At 60.4% G+C, this 16,982-nt stretch carries 17 protein-coding genes; 8 read left to right on the forward strand and 9 right to left on the reverse strand.

Features of this window, described 5'->3' with window-relative positions; translation table 11 throughout:
* Positions 1 to 58: 58 nt before the first annotated feature.
* Both BMY98_RS01985 and BMY98_RS01990 read right to left on the reverse strand, forming a co-directional pair.
* On the reverse strand, positions 59 to 274 hold the full coding sequence (locus BMY98_RS01985; RefSeq protein ID WP_074883982.1) for a TIGR02450 family Trp-rich protein: 216 nt from the start codon (positions 272 to 274) through the stop codon (positions 59 to 61).
* Entirely contained in the window at positions 271 to 1,257 is a 987-nt protein-coding gene (locus BMY98_RS01990; RefSeq protein ID WP_074883984.1) for an NAD(P)/FAD-dependent oxidoreductase, read from the reverse strand. Before BMY98_RS01990 ends, BMY98_RS01985 begins: the two co-directional genes overlap by 4 nt.
* Before the next feature lie 298 nt (positions 1,258 to 1,555).
* Between BMY98_RS01990 and BMY98_RS01995 the strand changes: the two genes are divergently transcribed.
* Both BMY98_RS01995 and hemH read left to right on the forward strand, forming a co-directional pair.
* Positions 1,556 to 2,458, forward strand: coding sequence for a TIGR01777 family oxidoreductase (locus BMY98_RS01995; protein WP_074883987.1), 903 nt, complete (start codon positions 1,556 to 1,558; stop codon positions 2,456 to 2,458).
* Positions 2,459 to 2,472: 14 nt separating this feature from the next.
* Positions 2,473 to 3,501, forward strand: a complete 1,029-nt coding sequence (gene hemH / locus BMY98_RS02000; RefSeq protein ID WP_074883990.1) for a ferrochelatase — start codon at positions 2,473 to 2,475, stop codon at positions 3,499 to 3,501.
* A 446-nt stretch (positions 3,502 to 3,947) separates the two neighbouring features.
* Here hemH and BMY98_RS02005 read toward each other — a convergent pair whose 3' ends face one another.
* Together BMY98_RS02005 and upp are read right to left on the reverse strand one after the other, a co-directional pair.
* The gene (locus BMY98_RS02005) at positions 3,948 to 5,228 is read right to left on the reverse strand and encodes a uracil-xanthine permease family protein (protein WP_074883992.1); all 1,281 of its coding nucleotides are present in this window, start codon (positions 5,226 to 5,228) and stop codon (positions 3,948 to 3,950) included.
* Positions 5,228 to 5,866 (reverse strand): uracil phosphoribosyltransferase, encoded by a 639-nt coding sequence (gene upp / locus BMY98_RS02010; protein WP_074883995.1) that lies wholly within the window; start codon positions 5,864 to 5,866, stop codon positions 5,228 to 5,230. The genes BMY98_RS02005 and upp overlap by 1 nt, the downstream gene beginning before the upstream one ends.
* Positions 5,867 to 6,063: 197 nt before the next feature.
* Between upp and BMY98_RS02015 the strand changes: the two genes are divergently transcribed.
* The 4 genes from BMY98_RS02015 to BMY98_RS02030 all read left to right on the forward strand — a co-directional run bounded on the left by BMY98_RS02015 (position 6,064) and on the right by BMY98_RS02030 (position 8,363).
* Positions 6,064 to 6,621 carry a hypoxanthine-guanine phosphoribosyltransferase gene (locus tag BMY98_RS02015; protein WP_037018287.1) on the forward strand — a complete coding sequence of 186 codons (558 nt, stop codon included), beginning with the start codon at positions 6,064 to 6,066 and terminating at the stop codon, positions 6,619 to 6,621.
* A gap of 210 nt (positions 6,622 to 6,831) precedes the next feature.
* Positions 6,832 to 7,317 (forward strand): hypothetical protein, encoded by a 486-nt coding sequence (locus BMY98_RS02020; RefSeq protein WP_074883998.1) that lies wholly within the window; start codon positions 6,832 to 6,834, stop codon positions 7,315 to 7,317.
* A 67-nt stretch (positions 7,318 to 7,384) separates the two neighbouring features.
* A complete protein-coding gene (locus BMY98_RS02025; RefSeq protein ID WP_074884001.1) occupies positions 7,385 to 7,672 on the forward strand; it encodes a PA4642 family protein in 288 nt (95 codons plus the stop codon).
* A gap of 229 nt (positions 7,673 to 7,901) precedes the next feature.
* Positions 7,902 to 8,363, forward strand: coding sequence for a hypothetical protein (locus BMY98_RS02030; RefSeq protein WP_074884005.1), 462 nt, complete (start codon positions 7,902 to 7,904; stop codon positions 8,361 to 8,363).
* A gap of 125 nt (positions 8,364 to 8,488) precedes the next feature.
* Here BMY98_RS02030 and mqo read toward each other — a convergent pair whose 3' ends face one another.
* Positions 8,489 to 9,994, reverse strand: coding sequence for a malate dehydrogenase (quinone) (gene mqo / locus BMY98_RS02035; protein ID WP_074884008.1), 1,506 nt, complete (start codon positions 9,992 to 9,994; stop codon positions 8,489 to 8,491).
* Positions 9,995 to 10,728: 734 nt separating this feature from the next.
* Positions 10,729 to 10,962, reverse strand: coding sequence for a hypothetical protein (locus tag BMY98_RS02045; RefSeq protein ID WP_074884015.1), 234 nt, complete (start codon positions 10,960 to 10,962; stop codon positions 10,729 to 10,731).
* A 222-nt stretch (positions 10,963 to 11,184) separates the two neighbouring features.
* On the opposite strand from BMY98_RS02045, the gene BMY98_RS02050 reads away from it, so the two are divergent.
* On the forward strand, positions 11,185 to 11,766 hold the full coding sequence (locus BMY98_RS02050) for a YajG family lipoprotein (protein ID WP_074884018.1): 582 nt from the start codon (positions 11,185 to 11,187) through the stop codon (positions 11,764 to 11,766).
* A 100-nt stretch (positions 11,767 to 11,866) separates the two neighbouring features.
* Here BMY98_RS02050 and BMY98_RS02055 read toward each other — a convergent pair whose 3' ends face one another.
* The gene (locus BMY98_RS02055) at positions 11,867 to 12,070 is read right to left on the reverse strand and encodes a hypothetical protein (protein ID WP_074884021.1); all 204 of its coding nucleotides are present in this window, start codon (positions 12,068 to 12,070) and stop codon (positions 11,867 to 11,869) included.
* A gap of 139 nt (positions 12,071 to 12,209) precedes the next feature.
* Between BMY98_RS02055 and BMY98_RS02060 the strand changes: the two genes are divergently transcribed.
* Entirely contained in the window at positions 12,210 to 12,479 is a 270-nt protein-coding gene (locus BMY98_RS02060) for a hypothetical protein (protein WP_108120630.1), read from the forward strand.
* Between the two features lie 4 nt (positions 12,480 to 12,483).
* On the opposite strand, the gene BMY98_RS02065 is transcribed toward BMY98_RS02060, so the two are convergent.
* Positions 12,484 to 15,582, reverse strand: a complete 3,099-nt coding sequence (locus BMY98_RS02065) for an autotransporter domain-containing protein (protein WP_074884027.1) — start codon at positions 15,580 to 15,582, stop codon at positions 12,484 to 12,486.
* 170 nt (positions 15,583 to 15,752) lie between these two features.
* Positions 15,753 to 16,916: a 1-acyl-sn-glycerol-3-phosphate acyltransferase gene (locus BMY98_RS02070; protein WP_074884029.1), complete on the reverse strand. Its 1,164-nt coding sequence runs from the start codon at positions 16,914 to 16,916 to the stop codon at positions 15,753 to 15,755.
* Between the last annotated feature and the right edge of the window lie 66 nt (positions 16,917 to 16,982).

Consider the following 16,982-nt stretch of genomic DNA (forward strand, 5'->3'; position numbering starts at 1 on the left):
ACGACAAGATGCGCGGATTTAGCCGCATTTGACGGGTAGCGTGACGATTTGGTGGTGCCTACTTCCAGCCCATTTGCCAGGCTTGGTCATTCTGCAATGTCTGCCAGGCCAGCTTCTGACTCCGCTTGGTCATCACGGCTTGCAGTTCAATCTCCAGCACCGTGCCTTCTTCATCACAGAACAGCTCAGTGACCAGAAAGTGCTTTTCACGGTTTTGAGGGGACGCTGCCGTCCATTTCGACAGCAGCAACTTGCGCGGGTTGAGACGATTCATTTGAGGTGTTCCAGTAAACGCCGTGCGGCTTCCTGACCACTCAGCCATGCGCCCTCGACTCGGCCCGACAGGCACCAGTCGCCGCAGACGTACAGGCCCAGATCCGCATCAGACAACGCGCCGACTTCGCGCCCGCCAGCAGGTCTTGCGTACAGCCAGCGATGGGCGAGGGTGAACGCCGGGGCCGGTATCGCGCAATTCATCAGCTCGGCAAATGCGCCGTGCAACTGATCGATGACTTCTTCCTTTGGCATGTCGACATGTTGACGGCTCCAGGCGCTGGTGGCGTGCAAAATCCAGGTGTCCATCTGACTGTCGCGCCCGGGCTTGCTGCGATTGCGGGCCAGCCAGTCGATGGAGCTGTCTTGCACGAAGCAGCCTTCGAGTGGCGTGTCCAGCGGGCTGTCGAAAGCCAGCGCGACGGCCCAGGTCGGCTCCATTTTCACGCCAGCAACGACGCTCGCCAGTTTTGGTGCGTCGGCCAGCAACGTAGTGGCCTGAGGCGCGGGGATGGCGATCACCACCTGACTGAACGGGCCGTGGCTTTGGCCGTCGGCGTCCAGTAGATTCCAGTGTCGTTCGCCGCGAAAGACTTCAGTGATGCGGCAGGAAAAGGTCACGGGCATGTCGCCGAGCATGGCCCGGGTGATCGCACTCATCCGCGGCGCGCCGACCCAGCGCACTTGCTCGTCGGGGGACAGGCTGAGTGTTCCGCCATGATAGTTGTAGAGCAGCGGCTTCCATTCGGCCACATGGCCCTCGGCCTGCCATTGCTGTACGGCGGCGGCGAAGCGGCGGTCACGGGCCGTGAAATACTGGGCACCCATGTCCAGTGCGCCGGCATCGCTGCGTTTGCTGGACATCCGGCCGCCACTGCCGCGGCTCTTGTCGAAAAGGTGAATGCTATGCCCGGCGGCTTGCAGCGCCTGGGCGGCGGAGAGTCCGGCGATGCCGGTACCGATGATTGCGATGGGGACAGTCATAGGGGCCTCGTTACCTTGTCTGCACAGACTACGCCTCAGGCAAAAGCTGTACAATGCCGTTTTTCGGTATAAGTTGTCGCCCTGCATAGGCAGGACGCGACCTTTTCAAGGGCTCGCCGACAAGTCTGACGCGTTGCTTCAATCGTTCAACTGCACGATCGTGCTGTCCTAAAGAACAGCGGTGGAGTGGGGCGCCGTAACTTGACCTAAAGTTGAGTGATCATTCCGCGCACGAGCTTATGGCTTGTGAAGAAATAGACTCCGCAATTGCGATGAGCGCCACGTAAGGAACTCAGTCATGCACATCTTGCTGACCGGCGGTACAGGCTTGATAGGGCGTCGTTTGTGTAAACACTGGCTCGCGCAGGGCCATGAACTGACGGTCTTGAGTCGTAAACCCGAGGAAGTGGCGCGGCTGTGCGGCGCCAACGTTCGAGGGATTGCACATTTCGATGACGTAGGCAGCCAGCACGTCGATGCGGTGGTCAATCTGGCCGGCGCACCCATTGCCGACCGCCCCTGGACGCGCAAACGCAAAATATTGCTGTGGGACAGTCGCATCACTCTGACCGAGCAGTTGGTCACCTGGCTTGAGCGCCGTGAGCAGAAACCCGACGTGTTGATTTCCGGCTCGGCGGTGGGCTGGTACGGCGACGGCGGCGAGCGCGAACTCGACGAAAACGCGCAACCGGTCAGTGAAGATTTCGCCAGTCGCCTGTGCATTGCCTGGGAAGAGACCGCGCAGCGTGCTGAAACGTTGGGGATTCGCGTGGTGCTGGTGCGCACTGGTCTGGTGTTGGCTGACGAAGGCGGCATGCTGCAACGCCTGTTGCCGCCGTTCAAGATGGGCATGGGCGGACCGATCGGCAACGGACGCCAGTGGATGCCGTGGGTTCATATCGAGGATCAAATCGCCCTGATTGATTTTCTGATGAACCGGGATGACGCACGTGGTCCATATAATGCCTGCGCGCCAGCACCGGTCCGCAACCGGGATTTCGCCAAGACCCTTGCGTCCGTGTTGCATCGCCCGTCATTCATGCCAATGCCGGCTGTCGCGCTTCGGTTGTTGCTGGGCGAACTGTCGATTTTGCTGCTGGGCGGTCAACGTGCCCGGCCAGACCGTCTGCAAGAGGCGGGTTTCACTTTCCGATTCACTGATCTGCGCGCGGCACTGGAAAACCTTCTGGGCCGCCACTGACATCAAGGTGTTGCATGACCGATCACGCTTTATTGATGGTTAACCTGGGCTCACCGGCGTCCACGTCGGTGGCTGACGTGCGCCGTTACCTCAATCAGTTTTTGATGGACCCTTATGTTATTGACGTGCCGTGGCCAGTGCGTCGCCTGATCGTCTCGCTGATTCTGATCAAGCGCCCGGAGCAGTCGGCCCATGCCTATGCCTCGATCTGGTGGGAAGAGGGTTCGCCGCTGGTGGTACTGAGCAAGCGACTTCAGCAGGCCATGGTCAAGGAGTGGAAGCACGGGCCGGTTGAGCTGGCGATGCGTTACGGCGAGCCCTCGATCGAAACCGTGCTCACGCGACTGGCAGCCCAGGGCATCAAAAAGGTCACCCTGGCGCCGCTGTATCCGCAGTTTGCCGACAGCACCGTGACCACGGTGATTGAAGAAGCCAAACGCGTTGTCAGTGCCAAGAAGCTGAATTTCGACTTCTCGCTGTTGAAGCCGTTCTTCAATCAGCAGGAATACCTCGACTCCCTGGTGGCGAGCGTGCGGCCGCATTTGCAGCAGGATTACGATCATCTGTTGCTGAGTTTTCATGGCCTGCCCGAGCGGCATCTCACCAAGCTCGACCCGACCGGCAATCACTGTTTCAAGAGCGGCAACTGCTGTGAAACGGCGTCGCCTGAGGTGCTCGCCGTCTGCTACCGCGCGCAGTGCATGCGTTCAGCGGTAGAGTTCGCCAAGCTGATGGGAATTCCCGATGGCAAGTGGTCGGTGTCGTTTCAGTCGCGTCTTGGCCGCGCCAAGTGGATCGAACCCTACACCGAACCGCACCTGGCCGAGCTGGCGGCTCAAGGCGTCAAGAAGCTGCTGGTCATGTGCCCGGCGTTTGTCGCGGACTGCATCGAGACGCTCGAAGAGATCGGTGATCGCGGTGCCGAGCAGTTCAGGGAAGCGGGGGGCGAGGAGCTGGTGCTGATTCCGTGTCTGAACGACGACCCGAACTGGGCGAAGGCGCTGAACACACTGTGCGAAAAGGCACCGGCGATGGCGTTGTAATAACGCGAGCTCAGGTGTTGGCAAAATCTACTGTAGGAGCGCGCTTGCCCGCGAAGGCGTGTGTTCAGTCGCCGTCGATGTGACGTGGAAACCGCGTTCGCGAGCAAGCTCACTCCTACAGATTGGGCATGCGCCGACTGTCTCAGGTGTGAGCAAGATCCACTGTAGGAGCGCGCTTGCCCGCGAAGGCTTCTGTTCAGTCGCCGTCGATGTGACGTGGAAACCGCGTTCGCGAGCAAGCTCACTCCTACAGATTGGGCATGCGCCGACTGTCTCAGGTGTGAGCAAGATCCACAAGGAGCCGGCTTGCTGGCGAAGACGTCCGTCCAGTCGCCATTGGTGAGGCTGATGCGCCGCCTCCGTGATCAAGCTCACTCCTACATAATCGAGCAGACAAAAAAGGGGGCGTCACGTGAGTGATGCCCCCTTTTCATAACGCTTTAGAACTACGGCAACTGATCATCCAGATGCTTGTTCTTCCACGCGTCATTTCCCGGCAGGATCAGGTTCAGCACGATCGCGGTCACGGCGCAGAGCGCGATGCCTTTCATACCGAAATCATCAGGGCCGTTGCCGGTGCCGATCAGCACGCCGCCAATGCCGAACACCAACGTGACGGACACGATCACTAGATTGCGTGCTTCGGCCAGATCGACCTTGTGGCGAATCAGCGTGTTCATGCCCACCGCCGCGATCGAGCCAAACAGCAGGCACAGAATACCGCCCATGACCGGCACCGGAATGCTCTGCAGCAACGCGCCGAACTTGCCGATGAAGGCCAGGGTAATGGCGAAAACCGCCGCCCAGGTCATGATTTTCGGGTTGTAGTTTTTGGTCAGCATCACCGCGCCGGTGACTTCGGCATAGGTGGTGTTGGGCGGGCCACCGAAAGCGCCGGCCACGGTTGTCGCGATGCCGTCACCCAGCAACGTGCGATGCAGGCCGGGCTTCTTCAGATAATCACGGCCCGTGACACTGCCCACCGCAATCACGCCACCGATGTGCTCGATGGCCGGGGCCAGCGCCACCGGTACGATGAACAGGATCGCCTGCCAGTTGAATTCCGGTGCCGTGAAGTGCGGCAAGGCCAGCCAGGGCGCGGCGGCAATCTTCGCCACATCGACCACGCCGAAATAGAACGACAGCGCAAAACCTACCAGCACGCCCGAGATGATCGGGACCAGGCGGAAGATGCCTTTGCCGAATACCGCAACGATCAAGGTCGTCAGCAGCGCCGCCATCGAAATGATGATGGCGGTGTTGTACGGGATCAGCTCTGCGGCGCCGTCACCTGTCCGGCCCATTGCCATGTTGGCGGCAATGGGTGCCATCGCCAGACCAATGGAAATGATCACTGGGCCGATCACCACCGGCGGCAGCAGGCGGTCGATGAAACCGGTGCCTTTGATCTTCACGGCCAGGCCAAGGAAGGTGTAGACGAAGCCCGCTGCCATGACGCCGCCCATGGTCGCCGCAAGGCCGAACTGGCCCTTGGCGAGAATGATCGGGGTAATGAACGCAAAGCTCGACGCGAGGAAGACCGGCACCTGACGACCTGTCACCACCTGGAAGCACAGGGTGCCCAGGCCTGCCGTGAACAGTGCCACGTTGGGGTCCAGTCCAGTGATAAGCGGCATCAGTACCAGCGCGCCGAATGCCACGAACAGCATCTGCGCACCCGACAAAATCGTGCGCCAGAGTGGATCGTTGAACTCATCCGGCTTCATCAGGCTTCCTTCTGCTTGGTGCCGAAAATCTTGTCACCGGCATCGCCCAGGCCCGGAATGATGTAGCCGTGTTCATTCAGTTGCTGATCGATGGACGCGGTGTAGATGTTGACGTCCGGGTGGGCTTTCTCGACCGCGGCGATGCCTTCCGGCGCGGCCACCAGGACCATGGCGCGAATGTCACGGCAACCGGCTTTTTTCAGCAGGTCGATGGTGGCAACCATGGAGGAACCGGTGGCGAGCATCGGATCGATGATCAGTGCCAGGCGCTGGTCGATCTCTGGGGCGAGTTTTTCCAGGTATGTGTGGGCTTCGAGGGTTTCCTCGTTGCGCGCGACGCCCACGGCACTGACCTTGGCGCCCGGTATCAGGCTGAGCACGCCTTCAAGCATGCCGATGCCGGCCCGCAGGATGGGCACCACGGTGATCTTCTTGCCGGCGATCTTCTCGACCTGAACCGTGCCGGCCCAGCCCTGAATGTCGTAGGTTTCCAGCGGCAGATCCTTGGTCGCTTCATACGTCAGCAGCGCGCCGACTTCCTGAGCCAGTTCACGAAAGTTCTTGGTGCTGATATCGGCACGGCGCATCAGGCCGAGCTTGTGGCGGATCAGCGGATGGCGGATCTCACGAATGGGCATAGGGGAAAGGCTCCAGCGGGCGGGCAAAAAAAACGGCTTAGATTAATCTATTCAGCTGTAGCTTGTCCTGACGGTTAGGTTCGAGCGCCGACATTTCTGGGACGGCAGTGCAACGTTAGTCCAGAAACACTTGCCCTGATGTCGGCGGATGCGTACCTTTGCCCGCTTTTCCTTACACAGCCCCCTTGGAGAGCGTCATGTCCGCTGATCTCGAGCATATCCGTCAAGTCATGCGCGAGGCTGACTGCCTTTACAACGAGGCCGAAGTCGAAGCCTCCATCGCCCGCGTCGGCGAGCAAATCAATGGCGTGCTGGCCGACCGTAACCCGGTGGTATTTTGCGTGATGAACGGCGGCCTGATCTTCGCCGGCAAGCTGCTCACTCATCTGAATTTTCCGTTGGAAGCGTCCTACCTGCACGCCACCCGCTATCGCAACGAAACCAGCGGCGGTGACCTGTTCTGGAAAGCCAAGCCTGAAGTCTCGTTCATTGACCGCGATGTGCTGATCATTGACGACATCCTCGACGAAGGTCACACCCTCGGCGCGATCATCGACTTCTGCAAACATGCCGGTGCGCGTGCTGTTCACACCGCGGTGCTGATCGACAAGGACCACGACCGCAAAGCGCGTCCTGACCTGAAAGCCGATTTTGTCGGCCTGCCGTGCATCGACCGCTACATCTTCGGCTATGGCATGGATTACAAAGGCTACTGGCGCAATGCTGCCGGGATCTACGCCGTCAAAGGCATGTAACACGACGCAGCATGCTGCTCTACAGCGCCTGCGTCTGACGAAGATCTTGGGTAATACCCGAGATCTATTGTAGGAGCGCGCTTGCCCGCGAAAGCATTCGTTCAGTCGCCATCGATGCAGCCTGACCCACCGCGTTGGCGGGCAAGCGCGCTCCTAAAGATGCTGCCGGGCGCCACATGCTAGAGTGCCCCCATTTTTCGGGAGGCGCCCATGCCGTTATCGTTTCGAAGTACCGCTGCGTTGATGTTGCTGTTGACGCTGCCTCTCCCCGCACTCGCCGAACCCATGCATGCGCAGTACCTGCCGCCGGACGAGCTGTCCGTGCGCGAGGGCGAACCCGAGCAGCAGCAATTGCTGCAGATCACCGAGTATTCGGTGGTGGTGGGCAGTCAGCGCCAGTCGAATCAGCAGCCGATCCCGGTCACCTCGCCGCTGATCCTGCGCCTCAAAGGCAAGCCCATGAACAAGGGCGCCACAGTCACCGAGGTGCTGATCCACTTCGACGGCGAAAGCAAAAGCCTGAAGAAACCGACCTATGACCAGCCTTCGCGTACGCTGACGCTGTATTACCCGGCGACGCAGTACCGCGTGCTCATGGATTTGCTGCGTAACGAAAAGGTCTACTGCCAGTTCCTCAGCTATGCCAACGGTCATGTCTGGGCCGACCTGCACACCGGCAGCTTACGCGCGCGTTGAGCCCGCGACCGGGCGGGGGGTAAACTGCCCGCCCGAGAAATGTCCCGCAAGTCAGTTGGAGTCAGCAATGCGTAAAGATAAGAAGCAGGTGATTGGCGATGAAATCGGCGACGCCCAGATCAAGCTGTTCCTGGATTTCGAGCCGGTCGACGCCACTTCGCCTTCGCTGCACAAGCTGATCAAGGCCTACCGTGGCCTTCGCGTCGATGACTTCGGGCGGTTTCTGACGTTCTTCAAGGAAGCCGGTTACGACCTCGACGGCAAAGACGAGCACGGTAATGACTTCGTTACGCTGATCAAGGATCAACGCAACGCCGAGGAATACATCGACCTGATCGAGACGGCGAGAGGCTGAATCGCATAATTCCCGGGCGCCATCCTTCGGCGCCCGATGCTCCCCTCCCGTCATTAACCAAGTCGCTGCTCCTGCGCTGCCACTACATAATCGAAAGACCCTTCCTACCGTATCCTTCGGCGTTTGCGACTACCGAAATCGACGCGCTGAATCATACTCAGCCCTGTGACAACGCTCACAGGAACGCGAGCAGGACGCTCGCTTTAATGATCGAAAGGGAATTCATGCAATGAAAAATCGACTGACTTGCTTCACTCGCGCCATCGCCGCAATTGCAATGATGGCCGCGGCAGTATCCGCTCAAGCGGCGTATCCAAGTAAAATCCAGCTCAACATCGAAATGTGGAATCAGTCAGGCGTCGACCTCGCGCTGGTATCGGCCAGTTGGGCGCCGGCCAATACCGATTACACCGGCTACGGCTTTGCCGCTGACGCACCCACCGCAGCTGTGTCGGTCCCGCTGAAGAACCCGCGCAATGATTCTGCAACTTTCCGCGTGAGCGGCGAAGGCAAAATCTGCGAGTTCACCGCAGCCCATTCAGTGACCTTCAGTTGGGTTTCGATCTCGCCGGCACCGGAGAAGTCCGCAACGGGCAGGTCGATCGGGAAAGTCCCGGCGGAATGCATCGCTTCGGTGACCAAAGGCACGAACTCGATGCAGGCGTACTCCGTGAGATTCGTGATGAAGTGATGTTGATGCTGCGCTCTGCTACAGAGCCGCTTTGCGGTTAGAGCTGATCCCGCTTAATGCCAAAAAGAAAACCCCGCCTGATGGCGGGGTTTTTCTTTTGCAGCTTTATTGAAGCAGGCCGGCTGTCAGGCGAAAGTCGCCGCTTCGCTGTTCTGCACCAGATCCAGACTGGCGTCGCTCTGAGCACTGACGCGCTGGTAAAGCTGCGCGTCGGTTTCCAGTGCCTTTTCGCGAGCCGGGAAGATCTCGTTCAACTTGGCGGCCCATTCGGTGCGGGCCTTGTCCGGGAAGCAACGCTCGATCAGATCCAGCATGATCGAAACGGTCACCGAGGCGCCCGGCGAGGCGCCCAGCAACGCGGCAAGGGAACCATCCTTCGCCGACACCAGTTCGGTACCGAACTGCAAGACGCCGCCTTTTTTCGGGTCTTTCTTGATGATCTGTACGCGCTGACCGGCGACTTCCAGACGCCAGTCTTCGGCTTTGGCTTCCGGATAGAAACGGCGCAGTGCATCAAGCCGCTGCTCCATCGACTGCCGCACTTCGCTGATCAGGTACTTGGTCAGGTCCATGTTGTCGCGCGCGACCGCCAGCATCGGCGCGATGTTGGCCGCGCGGATCGACAGCGGCAGGTCCATGAGCGAACCGTGCTTGAGGAACTTGGTGGTGAAGCCGGCGTAAGGGCCGAACAGCAAAGACTTCTTGCCGTCCACAACGCGGGTATCCAGGTGCGGCACCGACATCGGCGGCGAACCCACCGCCGCTTGGCTGTACACCTTGGCCTGATGGCGTTTGACCACTTCAGGGTTGTCGCAACGCAGCCACTGGCCGCTCACCGGGAAACCGCCGAAACCCTTGCCTTCCTCGATGCCGGACATCTGCAGCAATGGCAGTGCTGCACCGCCCGCGCCGAGGAACACGAATTTGGCGTCGATGTCGCGGGTGCTGCCGCTGTTCACGTCCTTGATGGTGACGGTCCAGCCGTCGCCCTTGCGGCTCAGATCGGTGACGCGTTTGCAGTACTTGACCTGCGCATCGGGTGCGCTGGCCAGATGCTTGAGCAACATGTTGGTCAGGTTGCCGAAGTTGACGTCGGTGCCGTGCATGACCCGGGTCGCTGCGATGGGCTCATCGGCAGGACGGCCGGGCATCATCAGCGGCATCCACTCGGCCAGTCTGGCTTTGTCTTCGGTGTATTCCATGGAGGAGAAGGCGTGGTGGGGACGCAGCGCTTCGTAACGCTTTTTCAGGTACGCCATGCCTTTTTCGCCCTGCACGAAGCTCAGGTGCGGAACCGGCGTGATGAACGAGCGCGAAGAGCCGAATGTGCCTTTGCGGGCCAGGTAGGCCCAGAACTGTTTCGAGACCTCGAACTGGGTGTTGATATGAATCGCTTTTTTGGTATCGATCGAGCCATCCGCCGCTTCCGGCGTGTAGTTCAGCTCGCACAGCCCGGCGTGGCCGGTGCCCGCGTTGTTCCAGGGGTTGGAACTCTCGGCAGCACCGGAATCCATCAGCTCGACGACTTCAACCTTGAGGTTCGGGTCCAGCTCTTTGAGCAGCACTGCGAGGGTGGCACTCATGATGCCTGCCCCGACCAGCACTACGTCGACTGCTTCGTTATACGCCATTAACGCGTCTCCAAAATCTGCAGCACCAAATTGACGGCATGTGTTCCCGTGGTCAGTCGCCAGGTTCGGGCGGCGCGGTGTTCGCGCAGTGCCTCGTTCAACCTGGCCGGGATCGCCATGTCCGATTCTTCGCAATTTTTTGCATCTTCAGCGGACGCCACTGAACGAGCCTGGTTGATGCTTTTATAAAGCAAGCATGAACGCATTTTTCGGCCCGTGCAGCCATTCGACTATCGTCAAGGCGTCCGGTTGTGCAACCAAATCCGTAGTGGACAGGCTTCAGGCTCTTTTGACGGAGACTGCGTTGCGGTCGGTCCTTTGCAAGGGGGCTGGGTCAGACGCTAACGGTGCATTTACAAACGCGAAACTATTCATTTGCTTGCCACACTCTTGTGAAGTTGTGAAAACCCGTTTTTTTCACGCTCTTTTGGAGACGCGAACCTCAAAAAGGGCTGCGCGATGGCAGCTCTGGCAGATCAGGTTCATACGCGATGTGAGGCAAGGACTGGTGCAGGACGTTCGGATTAATCGACGATCCGGCGTCTGCGCCGCGGCCACATCGGGCTGCACATGTCTGTGTGGAAGGCTCTCTGTGGGCGGGACGGAGGAGTCGATAGTGTCTATCGACGATGCTGCGAGGCCCGATCAGGAGACGTCCTTATAATCGGGGGAAGATTATAGCGATGAAACGGGCAGAAATGATCCAGGAAAAATGACTTTTATTCGCCTTTCGGTCAGATGCTGAGCATATGCCGGGCGGTAATCGAACGTGACCGGGAAGTCACGCGCGCACTGGCAGGGAGCGGGCGCTGAAGCCAGCACAGGTTTGCTTCGTGGACTTCGACCCAGCCCTGGCCGCAAGGGGTTTCTGCGCAGTGCTTGAACGCCAGGCAGGTGCCGTGGGTGTCCAGACGAGCATAGTGACGATGACGGCGACGCAGCGAGAACAACGACCAAAGAAAGTCCATGGCAGGACTCCTTGCTGGAGAGTTGAAAAAAGTATGGCCGGCAGGCATGACACCGCTGTGACGTTGCGATTGCGCAATTGTGTTTATTTCGACCCGGTAGAGCATTCCCGTCTGGCCGGAACCGGCGCGATGGCACTTTGTCGTATGTTTACCCTAGTGAGCGGCCTTGGGAGGTCGCTATACTGCGGCACATTTTGTGCCTTGGCCCATGGAGAAATGAGCATGTTGCGTCGCGTTCTGTTCGGTTTGCTTGCCGCTGGCAGTCTGACCCTGGCGGGCTGTGCCCACAGCCCGCAATCCCTCACCCCGGAACCCAAGCTGAACGCTCAACTGGCACCGGTTGGTCACGGCCAGCAAGTGGTCGTGCGCGTGGTTGACGGCCGTCAGTCGCAGCAACTGGGCACCCGTGGTGGCCTGTACCCGGAAACCAGTTCGATCACCGTCAACGGTCAGCAGTTGCTGCCAAAGTTGCAGGCTCAGGCTGAAGCTGGCGTGCGGTTGCTGGGTTTCACGCCCGTGCCGAGCGGCAGTGGTCCGCAGTTGACCGTCACCCTGGCCGACCTGAAGTATCAGTCGCCGAAAGAAGGCCTGTACGTCACTGAAGCCAACATCAGCTCCACGTTCCGCGCTGACGTTCAGAATGGCGGTCGTAACTACAGCGGCCGTTATGCGGCCTCGATGGATCAACGCTTCGGCATGGCGCCAAACGAAGAGACCAACACCAAGCTGATCAGCGACGTACTCAGCGACGCCCTGACTCGCCTGTTCCAGGATCAGACGATCGGCCGCACCCTCGGCCAATAAGCTCAACGCCTGATTCTGATAAACAAAAGCCCCGGTTTCGCGAGAAACCGGGGCTCTTTTTATTCGGCGGGGGGCAGTCGGGACTTCAGGCTCAGGGGGCTCAAGCCGCCTGATAGAAATCCAGAAAACTGAAACCGGTCTGCTGATCCACTTCCGGCAGATCGTTGTGGGCATGTCCGCCAAGCGCGCAATACACCAGCCAGTGCCTGTCCTGGACGTTGAACGCCAGTGCGTCGATCAATGCTTCCTGTTCGTCGCTGGGGTTGATGAGGTAAAGGCGGTCCTGGTTGTGGGCGTGCAGCATGACGCTCTCCGTGGCAGTGGGTCGGTTTAAGGTCCCACACAGTGCCCGGTTCAGGTGACGTTAAGGTGACAGCGACTAGTGTGAGCGGCAGGTCCAAACAGAGTCTGCGGCGCCTTCAATGCGGCGCCATCGAGGCACCATGTCGCTTATCCATCACGCCCCCGGTCTCGCCATCAACCTCTGCGCATTGCTTGCCGCCGGCCCCGGCATCTGGCTGCTGCAGACCACGCGCACCCGCGAACAGCGGGAGATGGCCCACCTGCACCACCTCACCGAACAAGCCCCGATCGACGAGCCCATGCACCTGATGGATGTACCCACCCTCCGCATGATCCGTCTTAGCTACCGGTTCGGCACCGCCTGCCTGGCGTTCGCGCTGTTGCTGTCGTGGGTGAGCACGAAGCTGTGATCGCTTAGAAAGCCAGCGTCACCCGCGCATTCAACGTCTGATCCGACGCATCGCTGCTCACCTGTCCGTTGTAACTCAGCCCGACACTCAGTGTGTCGCTCAAGCCCAGATCGACACCCGCGCCCAACACTGCAGCGTTGCGAGCGATCGGCGCGCCGGAGAGTTCGAAGGTGTCGCCGCCGCTGAAGGCCGCGCGGCTCTCTGGCGTCACGTCGCCGTAGGCCCGACGCCAGCCCAGTGTCGCGTTGGGTTTGATCGCGACGCTGCCAGCGTTCAAGCGAGTGGCAGCACGCAGGCCGAGGGTGCTGAAGGTGATGTTATTGTCCTGAGACTTGTTCTCCAGCCTGATCGCGTTGCTGTTCTCATCGAAGGAGTCCGTGTCCAGTCGCACATGGGCGAGATTGGCGAAGGGTTCAAGCTGCGCGTTGCCCAGCTCGATGGCGTAACCCAGTTCGCCAAATACCTGATTGGTCGCCGCGTTGTAATCTTCCTTGAAACGCTCGGAAGCACCCGGCAAGTCCAGCGTGCGCTTGGCCGTCAGCTCGTGCCAGGTGCGGACCGCGCCGAGGCGCAGGCCCAGTTGGCCCCACTTGGCGCCCGCATAGACGCCCAGATGGTAGTTGTCGCTGTCAGTGGAGCCGGAGGCATGGCGCAGGTCGAAGCTGCTGTTGCTGAAACCGGCCAGCGCACCCACGCGCCAGGTCTCGTCGAGCGGCACGTCAGCGCCGAACAGCACGCCGCTGGTGTGCGTGTCGAGGCCCGACACATCACCCTTGCTGTCGGTTTTGCCGGTCGCGCCGATGGCTTGAGTCCACACCACGCCACGGGAATCATCTCCTGCGAGGGTCTGTGTCGTGCTGCCCAGTGCCGGTGCCGACTGCGCTTGCTGCAAGCGATCGTTCACCGCGTTGCGCACCAATCGGCTGTCTTCGATCAGCGCGGACTGGGTCGACGCATGCAGCTCGTTGGACAGCGCCTTGAACGTGGCCTGCGCGGTCGACGCGTCGTCCTGCACCACCTGACGCCAGAGCGCGTTGCCTGCCCCGGCGCTGTCCAGCCCTTGAGCAACGGCTCTGGCATTGCGGGTCGTCGCCAGGCTGGCGAAGGTTTGTGCGTTACGATCCAGCGTCAGCCCGACATCGGTCGCCGTGTAGTTCAGCGTCGGGGTGAGGAAGGCGTAGTTGGTTTGCACGCTGGCAAACGCACCAGTGACGCCACCGGCTGCCGAGAGAATCGAGTAACGGCTTGCGGCCAGCCAGTTGCCGCCTTCAACCAGCGAAAGCGTACTGTTGTTGAGCGTCGCGCGGCCGCTGGCGACGATACGATCGGCATTGCCGTTGGCGTCCGATTCGACCTGGTAGACCGAGCCCTGAGCAAGGTTGACGTCGCCGTTGACGTTCAGTTGCCCGACCGAGTTACCCGGTGCAACTACGCCGCCCTGGGCGACATTGATGCCGCCAACGGTGCCGTTGCCACCCAGCGTTGCGCCTTGCTGCACGCTGACGATGGAGTTGCCCAGGTTGCCATTGACCGCCAGCCGACCCGCTTGCACCGTCGTGGCGCCGGACAGGCTGTTGTTGCCCGTGAGGTTCAGCGAGCCAATGCCACGTTTGATTAACGCACCGTTGCCCGTGAGGGTGTTGGCGAGGGTGTCGTTGGTTGACTGATCGACGACCAGCGTCGCGTTGTCGGTGATCGTTCCGCTACCGAACGCCTTGGCATGGCCGGTCAGCACGCCACCGTTGATCACCGTGCCGCCCGAGTAACTGTTGTTGCCGGTCAGTATCAGATTACCGCTGCCGTTCTTGATCAGCGCGCCGCTGCCGCTGATGTCGTTGCGCCAGGCATCAACGGCGTTATAGCCGCCGAGGCTGGCGTTCATGTTGACCGTCACGTTGGAATTGAACGCCGCATAACCGTCGCCGGCTGCGTACAGGTTCAGACGGCCGTAGCCACCTGACTGATCAATCACCGCATAGCCGGACGAAATCTCGGTGGTCGCCAGTATCTCGCGGCGCTGACTGGCGTCCAGGTACGGGAAGCGGGTTTCCAGCAACACTTCGGCGTTGGTCGGCACCACGGCGGCCAGGTTGGTAGGGCCCACCGGATCGAAGCCATAGGTCATGCGCGAGGTGAACAGCGCCTTGTCTTGAGCGTGTTGAGACGTGCGATCGGTCGCCGGGTCTATGGCGGCCATGCAATTGTTGACGTCACCGCCGCACTGCGCCGTGAAATAGCTCAGTGCCTGTGCGCGAGCATCGGCGCGCAGTTGGGCGTTGGCCGGGTTGGAGAGGTTGTCGATGGCGAAATAGGTTGCGGTGATGCGCCCACCCATCACGTCGAACGGCGAATGCATGCCGGCTTCGATGCGGTTGTCGCCAATTTCCGAGGCGCGCAGCATCAACTCGCTGAAACGCTCGGGAATGGCGTACGCCAGTGCGTATGAAGACAGGTAGGCAGCGTTGGTATGACCGCTGGGGAAACCTGAGTCGCTGGCCGGCGTGGTGCTTTCTGCCGGGCGAAGGGAGGGCGCAACCACAAAAGCCAGACTTTGGCCGTCCAGACTCTGCCGCCATGGTCGCGGATACAAATAGTGGGATTTGGCCGGCGTGGTCGAGGCGTCGTTGCGTACAGCGCCGACCAGATCGACGACTTTGCCCAGCGCCGAAGACGAACTGCCTGCGCCATTGCCTTTGTCGTCGTACTTCACGGTTTTGTTGCTGTCGTCGAACTGAGTGATGGTCGTGAAGGCGCCGGCACCTGCCTTGTACGCAGCGCTCAACGAGCCCAGGCCGCTGATGGCGCTGTAGCTCTGGTCTCGGCGGTCATCGAAGTAGGCGGCTGTTTCCTGGGCGAGTGTCCGAGTGTTGGCACGGTCGACCACGATTTGCAGGTTGCGCCTCAGCAGACTCTGACCCAGGGCGGTCGGCGTGCCCGTGTCCCACGTAGCGCCGGTCGTCCACAGGGTGTTGAATCCGGACAGCAGGTCGACACCGTTGATGGTGTTGTCACCCGAACGGCTCGCTGCCTGAACCGACACGGCGAGCACTGAAAGTACCAGGGAAGACACCATGACATGGGCAACCGGTTTGCTGGATCGCATAGCGTACGCCTTCACTCGTTTGGATAGGCGACGACCTTAGCGAGCAAGTCTTACGCTTGAGTGTGTCAGCGGTGACACATTTGTGAAGGCTGATATCGCCAAGGCAACGGAGGCGCACAACGAAAAACGGCGCCTTGAGGGCGCCGTTTATTCGGGGGAGGGAAGGGGGCTTAAAGCGGCAACCCGGCCTTCACTCTGTACTGGTTGCGGACCGGCATCGCATATTGCTGAATCAGAAACGGACGATGCTCGGCAGGGCAGCCATTGAGGCGGCGCTGCCATTCGTCTTCGGCGCGGTCCAGCTCGTCCGCCGGAAACACGTCAGCGGCCTTCGGCACCTTCAGCGCCGGCTCGGCGTCGGCCCACTGCGCGTACGCCAGGTAGTGGACCGGGAACAGTCGATAGCCGCCGAGGATCTGCCGGTCCATCTCGATGGCCAGTAGCTTGGTGTCCTCGAACAGTTCGGTGATCGGCGGGGCAAAGTTCACGTGCACGCGGCCTTTGTAGCCGGTGATCCCCAGTGCGATGCTGACGTCGTCCTCGCCTGGCACTTTGGTGTAACTGCCGGTAGTGGCGCGGATATACAGCTCTCGCGCCTTGGCGTGATCGCACGGGTCGTATTCATAGCTGATCGACACCGGCGTCAGGTTCAATGACTGAATGACCTCGCGAAACGGCTCGTCCTTGCGGCTCATGTGGAACATCTTGAGGATGGCCGATTCGGTGCGGTCATCGCCGTCTTTGGCGCGGCCTTCCGCCTGGGCGATCCAGATCGACTGGCAATCATTGCGAATGGAGTGATTGATGTACGCCGACAGCAACTGGTAGGCCGCCATCTTCTCGCGACGGCCGATGATCGAGCGGTGCACGATGAAGCTTTTGTTCAGGCGCATCAGGTCGCTGACGAAAGGCTTCTGCAGGAGGTTGTCGCCAATGGCAATGCGCGGCGTTGGCAGGCCCGCGTGGTAAACCGCATAGTTGACGAAAGCCGGGTCCATCACGATGTCGCGGTGGTTGGCCAGAAACAGGTACGCCACCCCAGACTTGAACTGCTCAACGCCGGTGTAGGTCACACCGTCAGTGGCGCGTTCGATGGTGTGATCGACGTAATGCTCGACCTTGTCCTGCAGGGCCGCGACGGTGTCGATGCCGGCGAACTGGCGACGCAGCTTGCGCGCGATGGCCGGTTGCAGAATCCAGCCGAGGGAGCCGGCCAGGCGCGGAAATCGGAAATGCGTGAGGATCGCGAGGAGTGCTTTGTCGCCCAGCAGCCGATCAAGCACGGCTTTTACTTCGCTGTCGTCGTACGGTCGGATGGCATCGAATTCGCCCATCATGCTCTCTTGTCGGAAACGGCTAAGGTAAAGAAGGTCGAGTCCGGTGCAGCAGCGAGTCACGAC

This window comes from Pseudomonas graminis (assembly GCF_900111735.1).
GTDB classification, from domain to species: domain Bacteria; phylum Pseudomonadota; class Gammaproteobacteria; order Pseudomonadales; family Pseudomonadaceae; genus Aquipseudomonas; species Aquipseudomonas graminis.